Source organism: Winogradskyella sp. 266wxhm (assembly GCF_058964685.1).
Genome location: NZ_CM179559.1, coordinates 1840424 through 1862117, shown reverse-complemented (window position 1 = coordinate 1862117; position 21694 = coordinate 1840424). Strand labels below are relative to the sequence as shown.

General features: G+C 34.4%; 19 protein-coding genes. 8 read left to right on the top strand and 11 right to left on the bottom strand.

The window, feature by feature from the left end; translation table 11 throughout:
* Nucleotides 1–18 precede the first annotated feature (18 nt).
* Nucleotides 19–2655, bottom strand: a complete 2637-nt coding sequence (locus AC2H4K_RS08155; RefSeq protein WP_281140643.1) for a DEAD/DEAH box helicase family protein — start codon at nucleotides 2653–2655, stop codon at nucleotides 19–21.
* A gap of 78 nt (nucleotides 2656–2733) precedes the next feature.
* Between AC2H4K_RS08155 and hemB the strand changes: the two genes are divergently transcribed.
* The 7 genes from hemB to AC2H4K_RS08120 all read left to right on the top strand — a co-directional run bounded on the left by hemB (nucleotide 2734) and on the right by AC2H4K_RS08120 (nucleotide 8793).
* Nucleotides 2734–3723: a porphobilinogen synthase gene (gene hemB, locus AC2H4K_RS08150; RefSeq protein ID WP_281140644.1), complete on the top strand. Its 990-nt coding sequence runs from the start codon at nucleotides 2734–2736 to the stop codon at nucleotides 3721–3723.
* Nucleotides 3724–3726: 3 nt separating this feature from the next.
* On the top strand, nucleotides 3727–4116 hold the full coding sequence (locus AC2H4K_RS08145; protein ID WP_281140645.1) for a c-type cytochrome: 390 nt from the start codon (nucleotides 3727–3729) through the stop codon (nucleotides 4114–4116).
* Nucleotides 4117–4166: 50 nt separating this feature from the next.
* Nucleotides 4167–5285, top strand: a complete 1119-nt coding sequence (locus AC2H4K_RS08140) for a CNNM domain-containing protein (RefSeq protein WP_281140646.1) — start codon at nucleotides 4167–4169, stop codon at nucleotides 5283–5285.
* Entirely contained in the window at nucleotides 5285–5758 is a 474-nt protein-coding gene (locus AC2H4K_RS08135; protein WP_281140647.1) for a methylated-DNA--[protein]-cysteine S-methyltransferase, read from the top strand. Before AC2H4K_RS08140 ends, AC2H4K_RS08135 begins: the two co-directional genes overlap by 1 nt.
* A 12-nt stretch (nucleotides 5759–5770) precedes the next feature.
* Nucleotides 5771–6412, top strand: a complete 642-nt coding sequence (locus AC2H4K_RS08130; protein WP_281140648.1) for a hypothetical protein — start codon at nucleotides 5771–5773, stop codon at nucleotides 6410–6412.
* A 30-nt stretch (nucleotides 6413–6442) separates the two neighbouring features.
* Entirely contained in the window at nucleotides 6443–7597 is a 1155-nt protein-coding gene (locus tag AC2H4K_RS08125; RefSeq protein ID WP_493743040.1) for a serine hydrolase domain-containing protein, read from the top strand.
* 482 nt (nucleotides 7598–8079) lie between these two features.
* Nucleotides 8080–8793, top strand: coding sequence for a 3'-5' exonuclease (locus AC2H4K_RS08120; protein WP_493743039.1), 714 nt, complete (start codon nucleotides 8080–8082; stop codon nucleotides 8791–8793).
* Nucleotides 8794–8844: 51 nt separating this feature from the next.
* On the opposite strand, the gene AC2H4K_RS08115 is transcribed toward AC2H4K_RS08120, so the two are convergent.
* Nucleotides 8845–11058, bottom strand: coding sequence for a M43 family zinc metalloprotease (locus tag AC2H4K_RS08115; RefSeq protein ID WP_493743038.1), 2214 nt, complete (start codon nucleotides 11056–11058; stop codon nucleotides 8845–8847).
* A gap of 168 nt (nucleotides 11059–11226) precedes the next feature.
* Here AC2H4K_RS08115 and AC2H4K_RS08110 point away from each other — a divergent pair, with 168 nt between their 5' ends.
* Nucleotides 11227–12918: an ABC transporter ATP-binding protein gene (locus AC2H4K_RS08110; protein WP_281140653.1), complete on the top strand. Its 1692-nt coding sequence runs from the start codon at nucleotides 11227–11229 to the stop codon at nucleotides 12916–12918.
* Here AC2H4K_RS08110 and AC2H4K_RS08105 read toward each other — a convergent pair.
* The 9 genes from AC2H4K_RS08105 to trhO form a co-directional block, all read right to left on the bottom strand.
* Nucleotides 12913–13038 (bottom strand): hypothetical protein, encoded by a 126-nt coding sequence (locus AC2H4K_RS08105; RefSeq protein ID WP_281140654.1) that lies wholly within the window; start codon nucleotides 13036–13038, stop codon nucleotides 12913–12915. The genes AC2H4K_RS08110 and AC2H4K_RS08105 overlap by 6 nt on opposite strands.
* A 241-nt stretch (nucleotides 13039–13279) precedes the next feature.
* Nucleotides 13280–13933, bottom strand: a complete 654-nt coding sequence (locus AC2H4K_RS08100) for a CoA transferase subunit B (RefSeq protein WP_281140655.1) — start codon at nucleotides 13931–13933, stop codon at nucleotides 13280–13282.
* Nucleotides 13934–13951: 18 nt separating this feature from the next.
* Complete coding sequence (locus AC2H4K_RS08095; protein ID WP_281140656.1) at nucleotides 13952–14656, bottom strand: CoA transferase subunit A; 705 nt, start codon at nucleotides 14654–14656, stop codon at nucleotides 13952–13954.
* A gap of 92 nt (nucleotides 14657–14748) precedes the next feature.
* A complete protein-coding gene (locus AC2H4K_RS08090) occupies nucleotides 14749–17100 on the bottom strand; it encodes a penicillin-binding protein 1A (RefSeq protein WP_281140657.1) in 2352 nt (783 codons plus the stop codon).
* 9 nt (nucleotides 17101–17109) lie between these two features.
* The gene (locus tag AC2H4K_RS08085; RefSeq protein WP_281140658.1) at nucleotides 17110–17610 is read right to left on the bottom strand and encodes a gliding motility lipoprotein GldH; all 501 of its coding nucleotides are present in this window, start codon (nucleotides 17608–17610) and stop codon (nucleotides 17110–17112) included.
* Nucleotides 17591–18781, bottom strand: coding sequence for a PSP1 domain-containing protein (locus AC2H4K_RS08080; RefSeq protein ID WP_281140659.1), 1191 nt, complete (start codon nucleotides 18779–18781; stop codon nucleotides 17591–17593). Before AC2H4K_RS08080 ends, AC2H4K_RS08085 begins: the two co-directional genes overlap by 20 nt.
* A gap of 237 nt (nucleotides 18782–19018) precedes the next feature.
* Nucleotides 19019–19249, bottom strand: coding sequence for a ferredoxin (locus AC2H4K_RS08075; protein WP_106680623.1), 231 nt, complete (start codon nucleotides 19247–19249; stop codon nucleotides 19019–19021).
* Complete coding sequence (locus AC2H4K_RS08070; protein ID WP_281140660.1) at nucleotides 19249–20493, bottom strand: peptidase U32 family protein; 1245 nt, start codon at nucleotides 20491–20493, stop codon at nucleotides 19249–19251. The genes AC2H4K_RS08075 and AC2H4K_RS08070 overlap by 1 nt, the downstream gene beginning before the upstream one ends.
* A 4-nt stretch (nucleotides 20494–20497) precedes the next feature.
* A complete protein-coding gene (gene trhO, locus AC2H4K_RS08065) occupies nucleotides 20498–21571 on the bottom strand; it encodes an oxygen-dependent tRNA uridine(34) hydroxylase TrhO (RefSeq protein ID WP_281140661.1) in 1074 nt (357 codons plus the stop codon).
* Between the last annotated feature and the right edge of the window lie 123 nt (nucleotides 21572–21694).

Genomic DNA, 21694 nt, shown 5'->3' with positions numbered 1-21694 from the left:
GCCGTAAACAGAAAATGTTTACTTCCAAACTGTTGAAGCTTCTATGTTATCTTTAAGCTCATTTTTATAGTGAAACATCCGAGCTTTTAACAACAACCTTCTGCCCTCTGGTTGCCTTGTATAAATTAATTTATTTTTACCCATGTAATGCGTCCAGTGCTTTTGAAAGCAAAGCGCATCTTCTTTATTCTTGCCAAAAACATCAGGAACAGGATAGAAATTTTCAATATTAAAACCTTTCTTAAAAAAATTTGTATTTATAATAATATATCTAGGAGATTTAACCGGTTCTAAAAGCTCAGTAAGTGTTTTAAGAAAAAAAGCCTCTTCATAATTACTCGCTCCTTTTAGACTACATACCACCGCATTATTATATCGCTCTTCAGATTGAACAGAAACCAACTTTTTATCAGTAGTGAGTAGGTTCATGTCGTTCATAGTTTCTAAAATGACACGTCCCATTCTTTTGAGCTTTTTATGAAGAAATCCATGTCTCAAATAATAAACTGTCATTCTGTATAACTTGTAGCCAAAAAATGCCATAGTTATTAAGCCTATAAGCTGTATTGTGTTTAAAAACTTTTCATTTAAAGAAAAGCTAAAAACTAGTGTAATGGTACCGAAAAAAAATACTATAAGAAATAAGATAATCTCAGCAATAATTAATGGTGCCAATTTAGACAAGTACAATTCTCGTGCTGCCTTAAATTCTGATGTTTTAAAATTTTGAAATTGTAGTTGCCTTGTTAATTTACTGCCTTCGCCTATAGATTGTTTCCATTGAACAAAAGTGTGATCTCTGTTTTCTGAGCGTTCTATTGTTTCAGAATTTAAACGATCTAGGTTATCCGTTAAAATATCTTTAGGAATTGACAGTCGTTCATATCCATTAGTTATAAAAGGAATTTTTGTGTTCGTAATACCCACAAAAGCTTCAAAGCGTCGTTTAAGAAGTTCTATTTCACTTCCTCCGCTAGCATCTGTAGGATCAACACACGCTAAATGCCATATATTACTTGTTTTGTTTGGTCTCTCAGCATCTATTCTTATCGCTCTACCACGCATTTGATTTGAAGACACAAAAGATCCCACAAAAGATGCGAGTATTAAACTATTTATCGACGGAGCATCCCATCCTTCTCCCAATAAGGCTTTAGTACCAACGAGAACTTTTATTATACCATCTTCAAAAAGTTTCGTGATGATAACAACCAATGCTTTTTTAGCCGTATTAGAACCCGATATCATTACAAAATTATCATCTGCTTTTAATGTTGAAAATGTATAATTTTCATCTCCACTATAGGCTTCAACAGCATGCATTATAGAATAATGAACAATAACAATTGTGCCAGTCAACACTGCTAAATCTTTATTATCAACTGTACTCGTTCTTATGTATTGAAATATAGGTAAAACACCTATTTTATTAATCTTATTAACCTCTTCATCTAAGGTGTTTAAAAACTCTTTTCTAACATAATCAGTTAGAATAACACAGCTTAATTCTGTACCAAGAGATAATCGCTCAGAGTTTACAATTTCAACAATACTTTCTAGTTTACTTGGACTAAAAGCTAAAGATTTATAAAGTGTATCATTTCCTGAAAAATTCACTTTATTCTTTTCAAGAATATTGAGTTTACGCAATTCTTTTTCTAAAACAGAAAGATAGTCTTCATAATCTTCTAAATTTTCTCTGTCATCAACAAGTAGGTTTTGTAGAAGAATTTCTAACCAATGTATATCTAACTTAGGAAAGCGAATATTATCTGACTTATAAACACCTAAAACTTCTAATTTAGAACGGTCTATAGAAACACTTAAAGTATTAAGAGCGATTAAAATTGAAGAAAAGAAGCTGGTATTAGAATAAATCTCATCTTCATATCCTAAAGGGTCTTGGTAAAATCTGTGATATTCTAATAATGCGATAAAATTATGGTCACTAAACAGATTGCTTTTAAACGCCTCTATGCCATCTCTATAGGCTTTAATATGATGAATTTCCGAATCATAAGGCTTTGAGAAATACACAAAATCTTGATGTGGACTAAGGTCTTTTTCTCTAATGAGGCTAGGTACAGAAATTTCATCATCAACCTCACCACATAGCGTAAAGTATTTACCAACCTCTATGCTAGAGCTATCGTAAGGAGGTGTTGCCGTTAGTGCCACGATAAAATAAGGTTTGCTTTTTTTTAAGGCGATTAAACAGTTCCACCAGACATTTTTTAAATGATGTGCCTCATCTAAAACAAGCGTTTCAATATGATGTGATTTGAAAAATTCAAGAAAATCGGCTTTATTCTCAAATGACTTGTAAAATGAATGCAAAGACTGATAGGTAGAAAAAGTAATATCGCTTGGATTTTTTACATCAAACGAAAAGGCTTCAAAAGGCTTATCATCTGTAAAAAACGACTGGAGTCTATCTTGCCATTGATCTCTAATCGTTAATGTAGGTGCAAGCACAAGTGTCTTCTTTCCTATTCGTCGAAGAATTTCAATACCTAAAATTGTTTTACCTGATCCTGGTGGAGCAATAACATGAAAATGCTGATCTAAAATATGTGTCTCAAAATTATCTAATAGTTGCTTTTGATAGCTTCTCCATGGAAATTTAAATTCTAAAAGACTAAGACTTTCTAACACTCTAAAATGGGTTATATTGATTAACTTTGTATTCGCTAAAAATAAGCATATTCACTTTCATATTCAGATTTACAAATTATGTTCCCAATACGAAGAAATAGAAGATTAAGAACTAACGAGGCTATTAGAAGTTTAGTTAGAGAAACTTATATAACACCAAACGATTTTTTAGTGCCGCTTTTTGTGGTTGAAGGAAAAGGCGTTAAAGAAGAAATTGCTTCTATGCCTAATTACTATCGTTTTAGCCTAGACTTACTTAAAGACGAAGTAAAAACACTTTGGAGTTTGGGGTTAAAATCGGTTTTGCTATTCGTTAAAGTTGACGATAAATTAAAAGACAACAAAGGTACAGAAGCATTAAATCCAAATGGACTAATGCAACGTGCTATACAAACTGTAAAAGCCGTTTGCCCAGATATGTTGGTAATGACAGATGTGGCTTTAGATCCGTTTTCATCTTATGGACATGATGGTATTGTTGAAAATGGTAAGATCATTAACGATGCTACCGTTGAAGTTTTAGCCGAAATGAGTATTTCTCATGCCGAAGCTGGAGCCAATTTTGTAGCACCTAGCGATATGATGGATGGTCGTATTCTTGGTATTCGAGAGGCGTTAGATCAATCTAATCTTATCGATGTTGGCATTATGAGCTATTCAGCTAAATATGCCTCTGCTTTTTATGGTCCTTTTAGAGATGCCTTAGATTCTGCACCTGTAGATATGGTAGATGTACCAAAGGATAAAAAAACTTATCAAATGGATTTTTCCAACAGAGAAGAAGCGCTTAAAGAAACCGAAATGGATATTAACGAAGGTGCTGATATCGTCATGGTAAAACCAGGACTCTGCTATTTAGATATCGTTAGGGATATTAAAAATACTTTTGACATTCCTGTGGCTGTATATCAGGTATCTGGAGAGTATGCTATGCTTAAAGCGGCTGCCGAAAAAGGTTGGTTAGACCATGATGCTGTAATGCTAGAGCAAGTCACTGCTATTAAACGTGCTGGTGCAGATATCATAGCAAGTTATTTTGCTAAGGATGTTATGAAATTGATGCAATAAATTTTGAAACAATTTGCCTTCATATCAGTTTTTATAATCGTTGGAGGTTTATTTATTTTATTTTTTTCTTTAACCACTTCTTACCAACAACCTGGTTGTGGTGTGAGAGATTTTGAACCTTTTTGTGGAAATCCAATATCATCTAACGAAATCTTAGAAGGAAAAACAATTTACAATACTAATTGTGCAGCTTGTCACAAACTGGATAAGAATATGACTGGACCAGCCTTATCCAAAAAAGCTACGTTTTATGACTCTATAAGTTTTAGTTTATTTATAAAACAAAATAGGCGTGTTCATCCTCTTGATAGTTTATATAATTCAAATTGTGTGAAGTTCCCTAATTTATCAATAGAAGATAGCTATAAGCTATTCGAATATATTTCTAAGTAAATTTCTTATTTCATTTCGTAACTTAGCATTAACTTAAACCAAAAAAATTAATGGGCTTACTCGTTTTTTACGCCATCATTTCCATTTTCTTTTCCTTTTTATGTTCAATTCTCGAGGCTGTTTTACTAAGTATTACACCAACATTTCTTAATGTTAAGAAGAAAGAAGGTAAAGCTTATGCTGCAGAGTTAGAAGAACTCAAAAAGGATGTTGATCGTCCGCTTATAGCCATTTTAACCTTAAACACCATTGCGCACACCGTTGGTGCCATCTTGGTTGGTGTACAAGCAAAAGTGGCTTATGCAGAACTTTATGGAGATACAAAACATAGTGTTCTTGGTATAGAATTTACGGAAGATGTTATGGTCGGCTTAGTTTCTACCATAATGACTATCTTAATTTTGGTAGCTTCAGAAATTATCCCAAAAACTATTGGAGCAACGTTTTGGAAACAACTCGCTAATTTTACAGCAAAGGCTTTAAACATTTTAATATTCCCACTAAAATGGACTGGTATTTTGTGGCTGCTTCAACTCACTACAAAACTTATTGGAGGCAAAGGTCATGGTAGTGTTTTAAATCGTGAAAGCTTTGCTGCAATGGCAGAAATCGCTCACGAAGAAGGTGTTTTTGAAGAAAGTGAAAGTACCATGATTAAAAACCTCATCAACTTTAAAGAGGTGCAAGCCAAAGATATCATGACGCCTAGAACGGTTTTAAAAACTTCAAACGAAAAAACAAGTGTCAGAGATTTTTTTGAAGCTAATTCTAACATTAGATTTTCAAGAATTCCTGTGTACACAGAAAATGAAGATAACATTACTGGTTTGGTTCTAAAGGATGAAGTTTTTAAAGAAATGGGGCTTGGTAATGGAGCTAAGTTATTATCCGATATCAAAAGAAGTATCATTATTGTTAATCGTACAATTCCAATTCCAAAACTTTTTGAACAACTTGTAGAAAGCAGAAACCATATGGCTTTAGTGGTAGATGAATATGGTTCAGTAAGCGGCATCGTAACTATGGAAGACGTTATTGAAACACTACTCGGTCTCGAAATTATGGATGAAAGTGATAACGTTTCTGATTTACAACTTTTAGCTAGAAAAAGCTGGGAAACTAGAGCAAGACGCCTCGGAATTATTGAAAGTGATAATCCTGAAAACTAATGGAAAGCTGCTATATTGAAACTCCGCTTGGATATGCCAAAATAGTTGGCAACCAAGATGGCATTACTTCCGTTTCAATAGTAGATACAACTGAAAATATTTCTGAAAGTATTCCTGAATCGCTTTTAGATTGTGTCACTCAGCTTAAAGCTTATTTTAATAACGAGCTTAAAACTTTTGAATTAAAATTAAATCCTGAAGGCACAGATTTTCAGAAAAAAGTCTGGAAACAACTTGAAAAAATCCCTTTCGGAAAAACGATTTCTTACCTCGATCTTGCCAAGCAACTTGGTGATGCCAAAACCATACGTGCTGCAGCAAGCGCCAATGGTAAAAACCCACTTTGGATTATTGTGCCTTGTCATCGCGTTATTGGTACAGACGGAAGTCTCACGGGTTATGCAGGTGGTTTGCATAGAAAACAGTGGCTACTTAACCACGAAAGCAAATACAAACAGCAACGTTTATTTTAATTCGGTTTTACTATGAAGTTGAATAAATACCTCATCGGCGAAATACTATCATTACTAGCCTTTAGTGTCTTTACTATCATCGCCATAAAAAACGAACAGATAAGTATGTTTTACCTTGTTTATTTGTTTTGGATGGATGAGTTTCTGAAAACCATTTTCAATTTTTTAAACTATTTTTTTAACCGTTCAAACATCCCAAACCCTCTTGTTTACAAGAAAATGGCAAAAAGCAGACTATTTATGCTGTCCATATATTTTGTGTTTATTATAGTGTTTTTTGGTTTTATTATAGATTGGAAATCTAGCGATACAGTACTTGGAAATTTTGGAGTTTTCTTTTTTAAAAATGCTTTCTTCAACCTAAGTGTTACAGTTTTTTTATTGAGGGAAATTTACGAGTTCTATTATGGCTTAAAGAACATTCAAAATAGTCCTTATACTATTTTTTCCAAAGGTTTAATCACCTTACATCTTTCGCTATTATTAGGCATTTTTACTTGGGCTTTCTTTAATGGAAAGTTTGGCGATTTTAATTTAGATATTGGGTCTTACAAAACCATTGTGGCTATAATTCCTTTTATAATCATAAAACTTATATTCGAAATTATGGAGATAAAACAGAGAACTCCAAAATCTTTAGATAACATCCATTAATTTGTATATTTAGTACATAAAAACTAACATATGAAATTCTTGAAGAAACTCTTAAAATTTCTAGTCATCTTCTTTGCGCTAGTCATTGCTACACTCTACATTACTGATACCGATTATCTAATAAAAGCTGTAAGAACCATCTATCTAAAAGGTCACTCCACAGCCTATTTAGAAGATTATAAAGAATTTGACAACCAACTTATAGAAGCCAGTAATAATCCTGAACCTTGGCCAAAGCACGAGGCTTATAATTCTGTTGAGCCAACAGATCGTTTAGCAAAAGCAAATGAAGATTGGAAAACCATAGCTTATGTCATTATTAAAAATGATAGTGTTTGGTTTGAAGAATACTTTGATGGCTTTGGTGAAGACTCTAAGTCCAACAGTTTTTCTATGGCAAAGAGTTACGTGTCTGGTTTAATGTTTAAGGCTATCCAAGATGGTTATATTAAAAGTTTAGATCAGCCTGTTTGCGATTTTCTTCCCGCTTTTTGTGACGCTAAAGCCAAAAAAATGACAGTAGGTGATTTATCTAGTATGGCATCTGGTACCAATTGGGACGAAGCATATTATTCACCATTATCCATTACAACACGTGCCTATTTTGATGATGATTTAGCCAAAGTAATGAACGGTTTAAAAATGGAAAAAGAACCAGGACAAGCTTTTAAATATGCTAGTGGTGATACACAAATGTTAGCTATGGTAATTGAAAAAGCTACTGGTAAAAAAATGTACGATTATTTAGAAGAAAGCTTCTGGAAACCTCTAGGTTCTGAAAACGATATTTTATGGCAAGTAGATAGTGAAGATCACGACTTGGTAAAAGCTTACTGCTGTATGGCTGGTAATGCTAAGGACTTTGCTCGTTTTGGAAAACTATTTAAAGATCATGGCAAATGGAACGGCAAACAAATTTTAGATTCCGCTTATGTAGCCAAGTCTGTTACACCTCGTTTTTCTGAAAGCCCAGAATATGGTTACGGTTGGTGGATGAAGGACGTGGACGGCAAACACTTTTTTATGATGCGTGGTCACTTAGGACAATATGTTATTGTGCAACCTGAAGACAATGTCATCATTGTAAGACTTGGACATCAGAAATCTCCAGATTCTGGTATTGGAAAATTTACAAACGATATTACGTTGTATATTCAAGAGGCTTATGAGATGATGAATAAATAATATAATCTTTGACTTGATTAAGACATTAACAAAAGAACATTTTTTACTCCTAGCAATTGGAGGATTTTTATTACTGATTTGTTATGATTTTTCCTTTTTTATCGGAACAGCAATTAGCGAAGTACTCATTTTTAATGATATCTCACCTTTGTTAAATATAATAATCAAAGGACTAACTCAAATATTAGTATTCATAATTCTCGTACAGATTTTTCTTAAATTCTTAGACAAAGAAGAAGATCTAAGTATCGAAAAACTAAATAATTACACAATAAGGTTAATTATTTTTTATATATTAATTCAAGTTTTACACTTTGTCAATGACGCGTACGGAATATCATCTTTTGAAAATTACTTTAAAGGTTTGGAAACCTATAAACAATACCTGATACAGAACCCAATGATATTAACAATTTCCTCTTTGACATACTACATACAATTAATAGCTTTTGGTTTTCTATTAATAAAAAAAAGGTCTAAAGATGATTAGCAAACTTAACCTCGAAAACATATTATTCTTAGATATTGAAACCGTACCGGAAACGGAAAAGTTTTCAGAGCTAGATGCTACCAAACAACATCTTTGGGAAGCAAAATCTAGATATCAACGTAAAGAAGAGTTTTCACCTGAGGAGTTCTACGATAGAGCTGGCATTTGGGCAGAGTTTGGAAAGATTATCTGTATTTCGGTAGGTTATTTTAAAATGGAAGGAGAAATGCGAAGTTTTAGAGTGACTTCTTTCTACGGTGAAGAAGATAAAATCCTAAAAGACTTTAAAAACCTCATCGTTTCTCATTTCAGTCAAAACAAGCATTTGCTTTGTGCACATAATGGTAAGGAATTCGATTTTCCATACATAGCAAGACGTATGATTATTCATAATATAGAATTGCCATACAAACTCAATCTATTTGGTAAAAAACCTTGGGAAGTACCTCATTTAGATACATTAGAGTTATGGAAGTTTGGTGATTATAAAACTTACTCTTCTCTAAAACTACTAACCAATGTATTGGGTATTCCTTCTCCTAAAGATGATATTGATGGCAGCGAAGTTTACCGTGTATATTACGAGGAAAATGATATCGATAGAATCATTACCTATTGCGAAAAAGACACCGTTGCTGTAGCCCAAGTTTTCTTGCGTTTACGAGGAGACGAGTTACTTCATGAAAATGAAATAAAACACATATAAAAAAGTCCTGATTTTCATCAGGACTTTTCTTTTACACTAGTTTATCTGTTGTTATTCTTTAATAAACTTTCTTGTCATTATATCTTCACCATCATTCACTTCTAAGAAATACATCCCTGCTTTTAAAGCAGCAACATCGATTTCAGTATATGCTTTTCCTGATGATACAGTCTGTCCTAGCATATTTATCACTTTATAAGAAACAGTATTATCACTAAACGTTTTAATATAAAGCGTACCACCTTTTACAGGATTAGGATACATTAAGAAATCATATTCTGAATCCATTGGTTCCTCATTTAGAGTTCTCAGAGGTTTTATACTATCCTCAGCAGCTCGTGTTCCGCCACCGATTCCAGTAATTGTAACTTGATCTATATAAATATGGTCTGCGTTTGCACTAGCATCACATTGGAATCTAAATTGAGAATTACTAGCAAAATTGTACTGATTTGCGTCTAAAGTCACCGTTGCTGTATAGAATGTGTTATTATTAAAATTAGTTCCACTAGCATATGAAGCTACAGTTGTCCAAGAAGAACCATTGTAGAAACGTAGCCAGAAGTCTTCACCACTTTCCATACTGTATGAATAGAAGTAAAATTCAACTTCAACTTGATTATAACTCGTTAAGTTAAATGAAGGTGAAGTCATGGCTGAAGCTGTACCAGAATTATCTCTAATTCTTATAGAATAACTGCCTTCATAAGAACGTGATCCTGAATAACGATCGCAATCACTTCCGCCATCAGACCAGCCATCCCAGCCAGTTTCAAAATAGCCTTGGTGCAATACATCTGTTCCGCCTGTAGAACAAGGCGTACAAGAACCTCCACAATCTACGCCTGTTTCATCGCCATTTTGTATACCATCACTACATGTTGGTTCTGGTGTGCTTCCTAAACAGAACTCTGTAGATTCAGAACTACCAAATGATCCACCTGACGCTACAACTCCTGAAGCATCTGTTACAGAATATGAGCCATTTCCATAAGAACAGCAAATTCCATCACCGTAAGCATCTGTTATTGTAAATGTATAACAACCGTCTGGTAAACATAAATCTTCTGTTATTGTAGAGCCATCTGGTTGAGAACCATAAGTACCACCAGAAGCTACAGTTTGCCCACCACTATTAGTAACAGTCCAAGCCGTTTCTTCAGGATAGTTATCTAAAGTAATAGAAATATTTACTAGATTTTCTGTACAAGCCACTTGGCAAGGTGCACATGAACCACCACAGTCTACACCAGTTTCGTCACCGTTCTGAATACCATCTGAACAGCTAGGTGTTGTACCACCACCATTACATTTATCAGATAAAGCCAAACTTCTTCTAACGCCTCCTGGTGCTAAAATAGCGCGCATTCTATCTTTTTGTCCTTGGGTGAATAAGTTCATACAAGAATCATCACTATAGTCCATATAGTTTTGTACCATGTCTGTTGTTCCACATGATACATGACCTATTGAGCAACCATAGTTTGCTCCATCAGATGTTGGTGTGTCACTTACAAAATCATCTACAGAACAGCCACCATCACCCCAAATGTGACGAAGGTTTAAATAGTGTCCTACTTCATGAGTTGTGGTTCTACCCAAATCAAAAGGTGCTGATAAATAAAAACCTGAACCTCCTGCACTGCTTCCGAAATATTGTGGACTCATAACAACTCCATCTGTGGCTGCACTTCCGCCTGGAAATTGTGCATAACCAAGGATTCCTCCTCCAATATTACATACCCACATGTTTAAGTACTGAGAAGTATCCCAAGGACTTACTCCGCCTTGCGATGAACTTTTCATAGCATCGTTTGTTCCCCAAGACGTTCTACTCGATGATTTTCTGGTAATACCGTTTGTAGAATTACCATTGGGGTCAACAGACGCCATGCAAAACTCTATTTGAGTATCTGTAGCTTGCGACCAGGTATTGTCAGCGTCAGAATTCAATCGTCTAAAATCATCGTTCAATACTTGAATTTGAGATAAAATTTGAGCATCACTAATATTCTCATTAGAATTGCTGTAAATAACATGTACCACAACAGGTATAGTTATAACATCTCCGCTGATACTCTTGGCTGACATCTCATTAATTTTCTTTTGCGTAAATTTCTCAATGTCATTCATACGCTTTTGTAAGCCTGGATCTAATTGTTTTCTGTATTCAAGATTTTCCATCGTTGAACACTCACGTTGTTGTGCAAATGAGATTCCCATGAATAAGAAACTCATCAGTAATAATCTAAATGTAGTTTTCATGTAAAAATTTTAAATAATTAATGGTTTTTGTGTTAAATTTCAATTCAAACTACTAATGTTTTGTTAAAATAAAAACTGTTTCGAAAACGTTTTCGATGAATAACACACCTACCCTAAAGATTTGCGGTTTTCCCGTAATAGTATTGAAGAAAATAACTACATTTACTCATGCAGAATGAAAAATTACTTCAAGTTAAAGACCTAAATGTTTCATTTTTCAAAGACGATTTAGAGAAGCAGATTACAAAAAATATCTCTTATGATATTCTTCCTAATGAAATTGTTGCTGTAGTTGGTGAATCTGGTTCTGGTAAATCAATTTCTTCTTTAGCCCTTATGGGCTTACTTCCTAAAGGGATTTCCAAAATCACATCTGGCTCTATAATATTTAATGAAAAAGACATAACTAATAGTTCTGAAAAGGAATTTCAAGCTATAAGAGGAAAGGAAATCGCTATGATTTTTCAGGAGCCTATGAGTTCTTTAAACCCATCTATGCGATGTGGTGTGCAGGTTGAAGAAATTTTGAAGCAACATTTAGATTTATCATCAAAAGAAATAAAGAGTGAAGTCATAAATCTATTTGAAAAAGTAAAGCTTCCCAACCCTAAGCGTATCTACAAAGCCTACCCTCATGAAATTTCAGGTGGTCAAAAGCAACGTGTAATGATTGCTATGGCCATAGCTTGTAAACCAAAACTATTAATTGCGGATGAGCCTACAACAGCTTTGGACGTTACGGTTCAGAAAGAAATTTTAGAATTACTTAAAGACCTTCAAAAGGAAACTAAAATGAGTATATTATTTATATCTCATGATTTATCATTGGTTTCGGAATTGGCCGATGGTGTTTTAGTAATGTATAAAGGAGAAATTGTTGAGCAAGGAGATGTAAAAACTATATTTAACTCACCAAAAGAGAATTATACTAAAGCTTTAATTGGAGCACGTCCATCAACAGAAGTAAGGTTGAAAAAGTTACCTACAATTTCAGATTTTATGTCTGGTGATATTGAAAAAACAATTATTACAGAAAGCGACCGAAAATCTCATCATAAAAAACTTTATAGTCAATCTCCTTTATTGGAAGTGATTAATGTAGAAAAGACGTATTTCAATAAAACGGGATGGCTCTCAAAAGATGAGGGTTTTAACGCTGTAGATGGAGTTAGTTTTAAAGTATATCCTGGTGAAACCATTGGCTTAGTTGGGGAATCTGGTTGTGGAAAATCTACGCTTGGCAATACAATTTTGCAATTAGACAAGGCCACTTCAGGACAGATCTTTTACAAAGGTGAAGATATAACAAACCTTAAAGCTTCTGAAATGCGGCAGCTTAGAAAAGACATTCAAATTATATTTCAAGATCCTTTTGCCTCGTTGAACCCTAGACTAACTGTAGGCAATGCCATATTAGAGCCTATGAAAGTTCATAATATTGGAACATCAAACACTGATCGTAAAGCAAAGGTTGTTGAGATTTTGGAAAATGTAGGTTTAGATGCAGAAGCTTATAATAGATATCCTCATGAATTTTCTGGAGGTCAACGACAGCGTGTTGGTATTGCAAGAACTATTGCGCTAGAACCAAAATTAATAGTGTGTGACGAGTCTGTCTCTGCATTGGATATTTCTGTCCAAGCACAAGTTTTGAACTTATTAAACACTCTAAAAGAAAAATTTGGATTTACTTATATATTTATTTCTCACGATTTAGCCGTGGTAAAATATATGGCTGATCAATTGATCGTAATGAATAAAGGTAAAATAGAGGAAATAGGTGATGCTGATAAAATATACGAATCACCTGAAAAGGCGTATACTAAAAAGTTAATTCATGCTATACCGAAAGGGTTATAGCATGAATACTTTTTTTGCTAATTTTAAAACATCTGAGACTAACTCCAGCGTGTTCTCTAAATAAGAAAACTCATGGTTTTCTTGTAGTGTAGGTTCTGGTAGATTTGTTTGTGTTTTCATAAGTAGCGGTTCATGGTAGATTTGGGGCAAAAAGTAAATTAAGCTTATGGTAAATTTGGTTAATTTAATTCGTTTGATTTGGGATTGCTAATATGAAACTTATTTTGAAATAATCAGTTTAAATACACTAAAAATCGATGAAACACATTTTTATTTAACATTTAACATCTTTTTCGAGGATTTATCTTACAAAAAAAACCACTAATAAAAGTGGCTTTATATTTTTTAAAAGGTATAAGGACTACAATTTCATTTCAGGTATCTCTCCTTCAACAATTAGATGACCTTCTGTGGCAGCTTTTATATCCTCAACAGAAACACCTGGTGCTCTTTCAATAAGTTTAAAGCCATTCTCTGTTACCTCTATAACCGCCATGTTTGTTACTATTTTCTTTACACAACCTACTCCTGTTAAAGGTAATGAGCAAGATTTCAACAACTTAGATTTACCTGCGCGATTGGTATGCATCATGGCTACAATAATATTTTCTGCACTTGCCACTAAGTCCATAGCTCCACCCATTCCTTTCACCATTTTTCCAGGAATTTTCCAATTTGCTATATCGCCATTTTCCGACACTTCCATGGCTCCAAGTATCGTTAAATCAACATGTTGACCTCTAATCATTGAAAAGCTCATGGCTGAATCAAAAAAACTTGCTCCTAGAAGTGTTGTAATAGTTTGCTTACCAGCATTTATTATGTCTGCATCTTCTTCTCCTTCAAAAGGAAAAGGTCCCATACCTAATACACCATTTTCACTCTGAAATTCTACTTCTATATCGTCTCTCACAAAATTTGCAACCAATGTAGGAATACCTATTCCGAGATTGACATAGTATCCATCTTTAACTTCTTTAGCTATACGCTGTGCTATTCCGTTTTTATCTAACATCTCTTGAATTTTTATTCCTTAATTACTTCTTTGTCTAACTGTTCGCTGTTCAATACGTTTTTCAAAACGTTCGCCTTTAAAAATTCGCTGTACAAAAATGCCAGGAATATGAATTTGATTAGGATCTAATGAACCCACTGGTAGCAGTTCTTCTACCTCAACAACGGTTACTTTAGCGGCACCACACATATTCGGATTGAAATTACGCGCAGTTCCTTTAAATATTAGGTTTCCTGCTTCATCACCTTTCCATGCCTTTATAAAAGCAAAATCAGCCTTAAACGCATGTTCTAACACATACATTTTACCATCAAATTCTCGTGTTTCTTTTCCTTCTGCGACTTCAGTGCCAAAACCAGCAGGAGTATAAATTGCTGGGAAGCCTGCTTGTGCTGCTCTACAGCGCTCAGCAAGTGTACCTTGTGGAATAAGTTCTACTTCTAACTCACCAGAAAGCATTTGGCGTTCAAACTCATCATTTTCGCCAACGTAGGACGATACCATCTTTTTGATTTGTTTTTGTTGTAACAACAGTCCCAAACCAAAATCGTCAACACCTGCATTATTAGAGATACAGGTTAAGTTTTTTACATTAAGGTCTACAAGTTTTGCTATAGCATTTTCGGGTATTCCAGATAGTCCAAAACCACCGAGCATAAACGTCATGTCATCTGAAACACCTTGAAGTGCTTCATCAACATTAGCTACTTTTTTGTTAATCATATATTAGAATATTTATCTTCTGAAAAATACAAAAACTATAGCCTAAACAAATAAATTCAGCTCAGAAATTAAGGGTGTGACTTTGGGCTTTTTTAGAAATCTACTTCTATTTGCTCCTCAGTTTCTTGAACTCCACCAAGGTCACCTTCATCTACAGCAGTACAATCAACATTGATTGATAAGTCTGCAGGTTTTTCAAAATCTTCTTTAGAAACGTCCAAGGTTTCATCTTCATAACAAGCTTTCATATACAGGCCCCAAATTGGTAATGCCATCGTTGCACCTTGCCCATAAGTTATACTTCTAAAATGGGCTGCTCTGTCTTCTGCGCCGACCCAAACACCAGTTACCAAGTTTGGCACCATACCCATAAACCAACCGTCGGATTGATTTTGTGTTGTTCCTGTTTTACCCGCAATTGGATTATTAAATTCGTATGGATAACCAGTCATGACTTCTTTATATACTGCAGATTTTTTAAGCCATGGAGAATTATGTCTCAGTCTTTTACCTGAGCCTGCATTTGTTACACCTTCCATTAAGTTGACTGTGACATAAGCCACTTCTTCACTTAAGACATCTTTACTTTCTGGCGCTACTTGATATAAAACGGTTCCGTTTTTATCCTCAATACGTGTTACCATTACAGGTGTATTATAAACCCCTTTATTAGCAAAAGTAGAATAGGCTGCGACCATTTCATAAACGCTAATATCTGGTGTTCCTAAAGCAATAGCAGGAACTGGCAAAATATCTTCTTCAACACCGAGCTTTTTAGCCATTTCAACAACAGGTTGAGGACCTACCTCATTCATAAGACGAGCCGTAATAGTGTTTGTAGAACTTGCTAAAGCATCTTTTAAGGTTTGTACACCCGAGTAATTACCATCAGAATTTTTTGTGGTCCATGGTTCAGGATTTCCAAATTTGTTAGCTTCAATTGTTATAGGTGTTCTTGGGAATGAATCGCAAGGTGACAATTGCAGTTGATCGATAGCTGTAGCATACACAAAAGGCTTAAATGTTGATCCTACTTGACGCTTTCCTTGCTTTACCATATCGTATTGAAAATGCTTGTAGTCCATTCCACCAACCCAAGCTTTTACATGACCAGTAGCAGGATCCATAGACATCATACCTGTACGTAAAAACGACTTATAGTAACGCATAGAATCGATTGGCTTCATAACGGTATCTACCTCACTTGCCTTACCATCTACCCATTTAAAAACCGTCATTTCTTGAGGTTCGTGGAAAGACGCTTCTATTTCCTTATCAGATTTGCCTTGATTTTTTAATATTCTCCAACGTTCACCACGTCTCATTCCGTCTTTCAATAGCTTATTGACTTCCGATTGCGTTAACTCTAAAAATGGAGCTGTTTTATTACGATCTGGTGTATTCTGATTATCAAACTCAGCTTGTAATCTTGGCATATGTTGTGCAACAGCATCTTCTGCATATTGCTGCATACGAGAATCGATAGTTACATAAACTTTTAGTCCGTCACTATATAAATCGTATTTACTCCCATCTGGTTTTCTGTTTTCTTCTTCATTTGCCCACTCTTTCATAAAGCTTCTAAGATATTCTCTAAAATAGGTAGCAATACCTTCTCTATGTGATTCTGGTGTGTATTTTAAATCTAATTCTGTTGCTTGAAGGGAATCTTTAAGTTCTTCAGAAATAAATTCATATTTATACATTTGAGCCAAAACCACATTTCTTCTATTGTGTACTCCAACAGGATTTCTTCTTGGATTATAAAGTGAAGAGTTCTTAAACATACCAACCAACATAGCCGATTCTTTCATATCCAAATCCTTTGGTTCTTTACCAAAATAAATTCTAGAAGCTGAACGAATACCATCACCATTATTACCAAAATCATAGATATTAAAGTACTGAGCCATGATTTCTTCTTTAGTGTACTGACGCTCTAATCGGATAGCAATAACCCATTCTCTAACTTTTTGAAAAAGTCGTTCAATTTTATTATCAGATACTTGATCTGTAAAAAGCTGTTTTGCTAATTGTTGAGAAATTGTACTCGCTCCACCACCACTTCCTAGCTTAAAAATAGCTCTTAATGTACCTCTTCCATCAATACCTGAATGGTCATAAAAACGAATATCTTCTGTTGCAATTAGTGCATCAACTAAATTTTTTGGTAAATCATTGTATCCAACAGGTGTTCTGTTGTCATTAAAATAGAATTTCCCCAATGTCTTATTATCGGATGAAATAATTTCTGTAGCTAAATTAGTTTCAGGATTTTCTAAACGTGTATGGTCTGGCATTTCACCTAAAAAACCCCAAGCAGCAAATAGAAATAACAATACAAATGCCACAATTCCACTTGCGAATAAAATCCAAAACCAACGAATATATTTAGAAAAATCTGCCGTATCAGATTTAGACTGTGTTGTTTTTTTCTTAGCCATACTAAACTGTTATTGTGCGTGTTCTACTCTAAAACCAATATCTGTAACTCCTTCTAAATTTTCAACACCATTAACGTCTCCATTTTCTCTCATAGCATGCTGAACATTTACGGAATAGTTACCCTCTTCTGTAAATTTAAATGGTGCATCATAGCCTCTGTACCATAATTTACTTTCCTTAACATCAGAAAATCCTGCTCCTAAAAGCTCTCCGTTTGGAGCAGCCATTTTATACTCTAGAGTATCTTTAACAGCCTTACCGTTTGGATAGTTAAGCTCTACAATTAGATATAAGTTATTAAACTTATACTCATTGTTATTCCTAATATTTACATAAAGATTGTAATTGCTTGTGGTGTCAGGTGCCTCAAACTTAAAAGTCGCCAAAGAGTCTTTGTGCCATTGATTTGGCACGGATTCATAAACATCAAAAACTGCTTTAGAATCGCAACCTAACATTAGAAAACATAAAGCGGTAATTAGGAATAACTTATTGTTTCTTTTTTGCATTTGGTTGTTGGTTACGTTTTCTATTTCGGTTTTTGTTTCTACTCTTTCTTTTATTGTTACGTTTCTTATTCGATTTTGGATTATCGAAACGCGTTAAACTATCTTGACCTACAACGTTCTCAAATTCGTTTTTAGTATCCTGAATATGCTCTGCAGCATATTCTTCAAGACTAGCTACTTTTTCCTTCTTTTTATTTTTTTCGACTATTTCATTGGCTTGTTCTGCAGTAATAACATGCCAATTCATCCATTCTCCTTCGTAAGCATACCACATTAAACCTTTGAAAATATCTGTCTTTTGGCATACTGCAACACCTTTTTCTGTGTAGAGTTTAGCGTCTGTCTTAGGAAATGATTTTAATGCGTCTAAATAGGCGTCTAACTCATAGTTTAAACAACACTTCAATTTACCACACTGACCTGCTAGTTTTAAGGGATTTAAAGATAATTGTTGGTAACGCGCAGCTGAGGTACTTACAGATCTAAAATCCGTTAACCAGGTAGAGCAACACAACTCTCTACCACAAGAACCAATTCCGCCAAGTCGTGCGGCTTCTTGCCTAAAGCCAACTTGTTTCATTTCTATGCGCGTTCTAAATTCACGTGCAAAAACTTTTATCAGTTCTCTAAAATCTACACGCTCTTCCGCAGTATAATAAAATGTTGCTTTGCTTCCATCTCCCTGATATTCAATATCTGAAATTTTCATTTTGAGATTAAGGTCAATCGCAAACTGACGTGCTTTAACCTTCATCGGCTCTTCCTTATCTCTAGAATCCGACCAAATATCTATATCTTTCTGAGAAGCTTTTCTATAGATTTTAAGTACATTTTCTGCATCGTCTATATCTATTTTTTTGCGCTTCATTTGTACTCTTACAAGTTCACCTGTAAGCGTAACCATACCTATATCGTGGCCAGATTTTGCCTGAGTAGCCACAATATCTCCAATACTTAACGTAAGATTTTCTGTATTTTTATAATAATGCTTTCTTCCGTTTTTAAAACGCACCTCAACTCCAATAAAGGGTTCTTGTCCGTTTGGAAGCGACATATTAGCTAACCAATCAAAAACAGTGAGTTTATTACAGCTATCTGTACCGCAAGTTCCATTGTTTTTGCATCCTTTTGGTTGGCCGTTTTTATCAGTTGTACAACTGTTACAAGCCATAAAAAAGTTATATATTAAGTCTGATTTTCTTGAAAATCAGATAAAGGATTCATAAATATTTAAAAAGTAAAGATACTATTATTTATTCAGAAAATTAATTCATTGTTTAACAGGTTAATAACCTAAATAAATAATTTTATTTTTATTTCGTAATGCTCACAATTTTAAAACATTACAACAATAAAAATTTAATACTATTAAAACAGCTTTGACTTGTAGTTGTATTTATTCTGCTTTTTAAACATCTTTTACCGAAATTATATTTACTGGACATGCTTTTGAAGCTTCAGTACAGGGTTCTAAAATTTCGTAATCGTTAGATTTTAGGGTAAAAAAACCTTTCCTATCGGTTGAATGTAATAATACTGTTTTACCGTCTTTTTTTGACATCCTAAACTGGTTTGGCGCCAACTCTACACAGTAATTACAGCCAATACACTTGTTTCTTTGCAAGGTAACAACAACCATTAAGCTTCAACTTTATTTTCTACAATTTTATAAAGTTTGTCTGATGGTCTTACTCTAAACTCTAATGGAATAGTAATTGAGTCTCCTTTTGTTCCTTTTTCTAACACTTGGTCATTAACTAGCATTTCTTTCAACTCAAACTCTTTTGCACCTGTTGTTGGACCAGTAATTAGCAAAGTATCACCTAATGATAAATCGTACGCTTCAATTTTAAATTCGCCAATTTTAGCTTTTGGATAAAAATGAATGCCTTTACCAATATACACCTTCTTTTGCGTTGCGTGCGAACCTGAACCTTTACTCCATTCGCCTAATTTTTGACCTAAATAGTAACCACTCCAAAAACCACGATTGTAGACTTTTTCTAGCTCTTGCATCCAACCAATTACTTTGTCTTTATCGTAAGTGCCATTTTCTACGCTATCAATTGCATCTCGGTAACATTTGATGACTCTAGCCACATATTCTGGCGCACGACCACGACCTTCAATTTTTAAAACTTTGATACCTGCATTTGCTACTTGGTCTAAAAAGTCGATTGTACAAAGGTCTTTTGGCGACATGATATACTCGTTATCCAATTCCATTTCAAAACCAGTTTCTTGGTCGATAACGGTATATTTTTTTCGACAATTTTGTTTGCAAGCACCACGATTTGCAGACGAGTTTTGCGAATGTAAACTCATATAACACTTACCAGAAACCGCCATACATAACGCGCCGTGACCAAAAATTTCAATCTCTACCAAACGACCTGATGGACCTTTGATTTGTTCTTTTTCAATTTGCTCTGTGATGTGTTTTACTTGACGTAAACTAAGCTCGCGACTTAACACCATTGTATCTGCAAACATGGCGTAAAACTTAACAGTTTCGATGTTTGTGATATTAATTTGTGTTGAAATGTGAACTTCCATACCCAACTCTCTAGCTACAGCAATTACTGCTTGATCCATTGCGATTACGGCGGTAATATTAGCTTCTTTCGCTTTTTTTACTAAGGTTTTTACGATAGATAAATCGTGATCGTAAATAATAGTATTAAGCGTTAGGTACGTTCTTACATTTTTGGCTTGACAACGTTTAGAGATTTCTTCTAAATCGTCTAAAGTGAAATTAATAGACGCACGAGCACGCATATTTAGTTGCTCTACTCCAAAATAAACCGAGTCTGCGCCATTATCTAAAGCTGCCTGCAAAGATTCAAAATTTCCTGCAGGCGCCATTAATTCTATCTTTTGCATCTTACTAGTCTTGTTTACTTTTTAGAGTTTCAAAAATATTACGCAAGTCTTTTTTATACGGCAAATGGTCTGCACGTCCTTTTTTAAAGATATCGTTACTATTACCTTGCCCTTTACGTAATGCTTTTTGCTCTTCGTAAGGCAATGCGTTTATTTCTTTACAAGTTGAAGAACAGCAATTGTCCATTTCAGCTTTACAATCTTCACATTGGATAAATAGTAAATGGCAAGCATCATTTGCACAGTTAACGTGCGTGTCACAAGGTTTCCCGCATTGGTGACATTGTGCAATAACATCATCACTTATTTTTTCTGAACGACGCTCGTCAAACACAAAATTCTTTCCTATAAACTTATTTTCTAAAGCTTTTTCGTTGACCTGTCTTGTGTATTCTATAATTCCACCGTCAAGTTGATAGACATTTTTAAACCCTTTGTGTTTAAAATATGCGCTGGCTTTTTCGCAACGGATACCGCCAGTACAGTACATCACTAATTTTTTGTCTTCTTTGTGTGCTTTTAAATCGTCTTCAATAATATCTAAAGACTCTCTAAAGGTATCTACATCTGGCGTTATGGCGTTTTTAAAGTGACCTATTTCGCTTTCGTAGTGGTTACGCATATCTACTAACACCGTGTTTTCGTCTTCGATTAAATCGTTAAACATTTCGGCATTAACGTGTATTCCTTTGTTGGTCACGTCAAAAGTATCGTCATTTAATCCATCGGCAACAATCTTATCTCTCACCTTAACTTTCAGCTTTAAAAAAGACATATTGTCTTGCTCTACAGCAATGTTTAGTCTTACATTTTCTAAAAAGTCAATGCTGTCTAAATGAGTTTTGAAGTTTTCAAAATTTTCGGCAGGAAGCGATAATTGGGCATTGATACCTTCGGTAGCGACGTAAATTCGACCTAAGACATCTAAACTGTTCCATTTAATAAACAGTTGGTCTCTAAATTCTTGTGGATTGCTAATGCGCGCATATTTGTAAAAAGACAGAGTAAGACGTTCTTTACCTGCTTTTTCAATAAGTTCGGCACGTTCATTAGCGCTTAATTTGTTGTACAGTTGCATGCTATACTTACGTTTTAAGAGTTAATAAATCGGTGCAAAGGTATTATTTGTTACTGAAATGAAAAGTTTTGGAGTAAAAAAAGCATTTTGAATCAACAAAATGCTTTTTTAAGATTAACAACT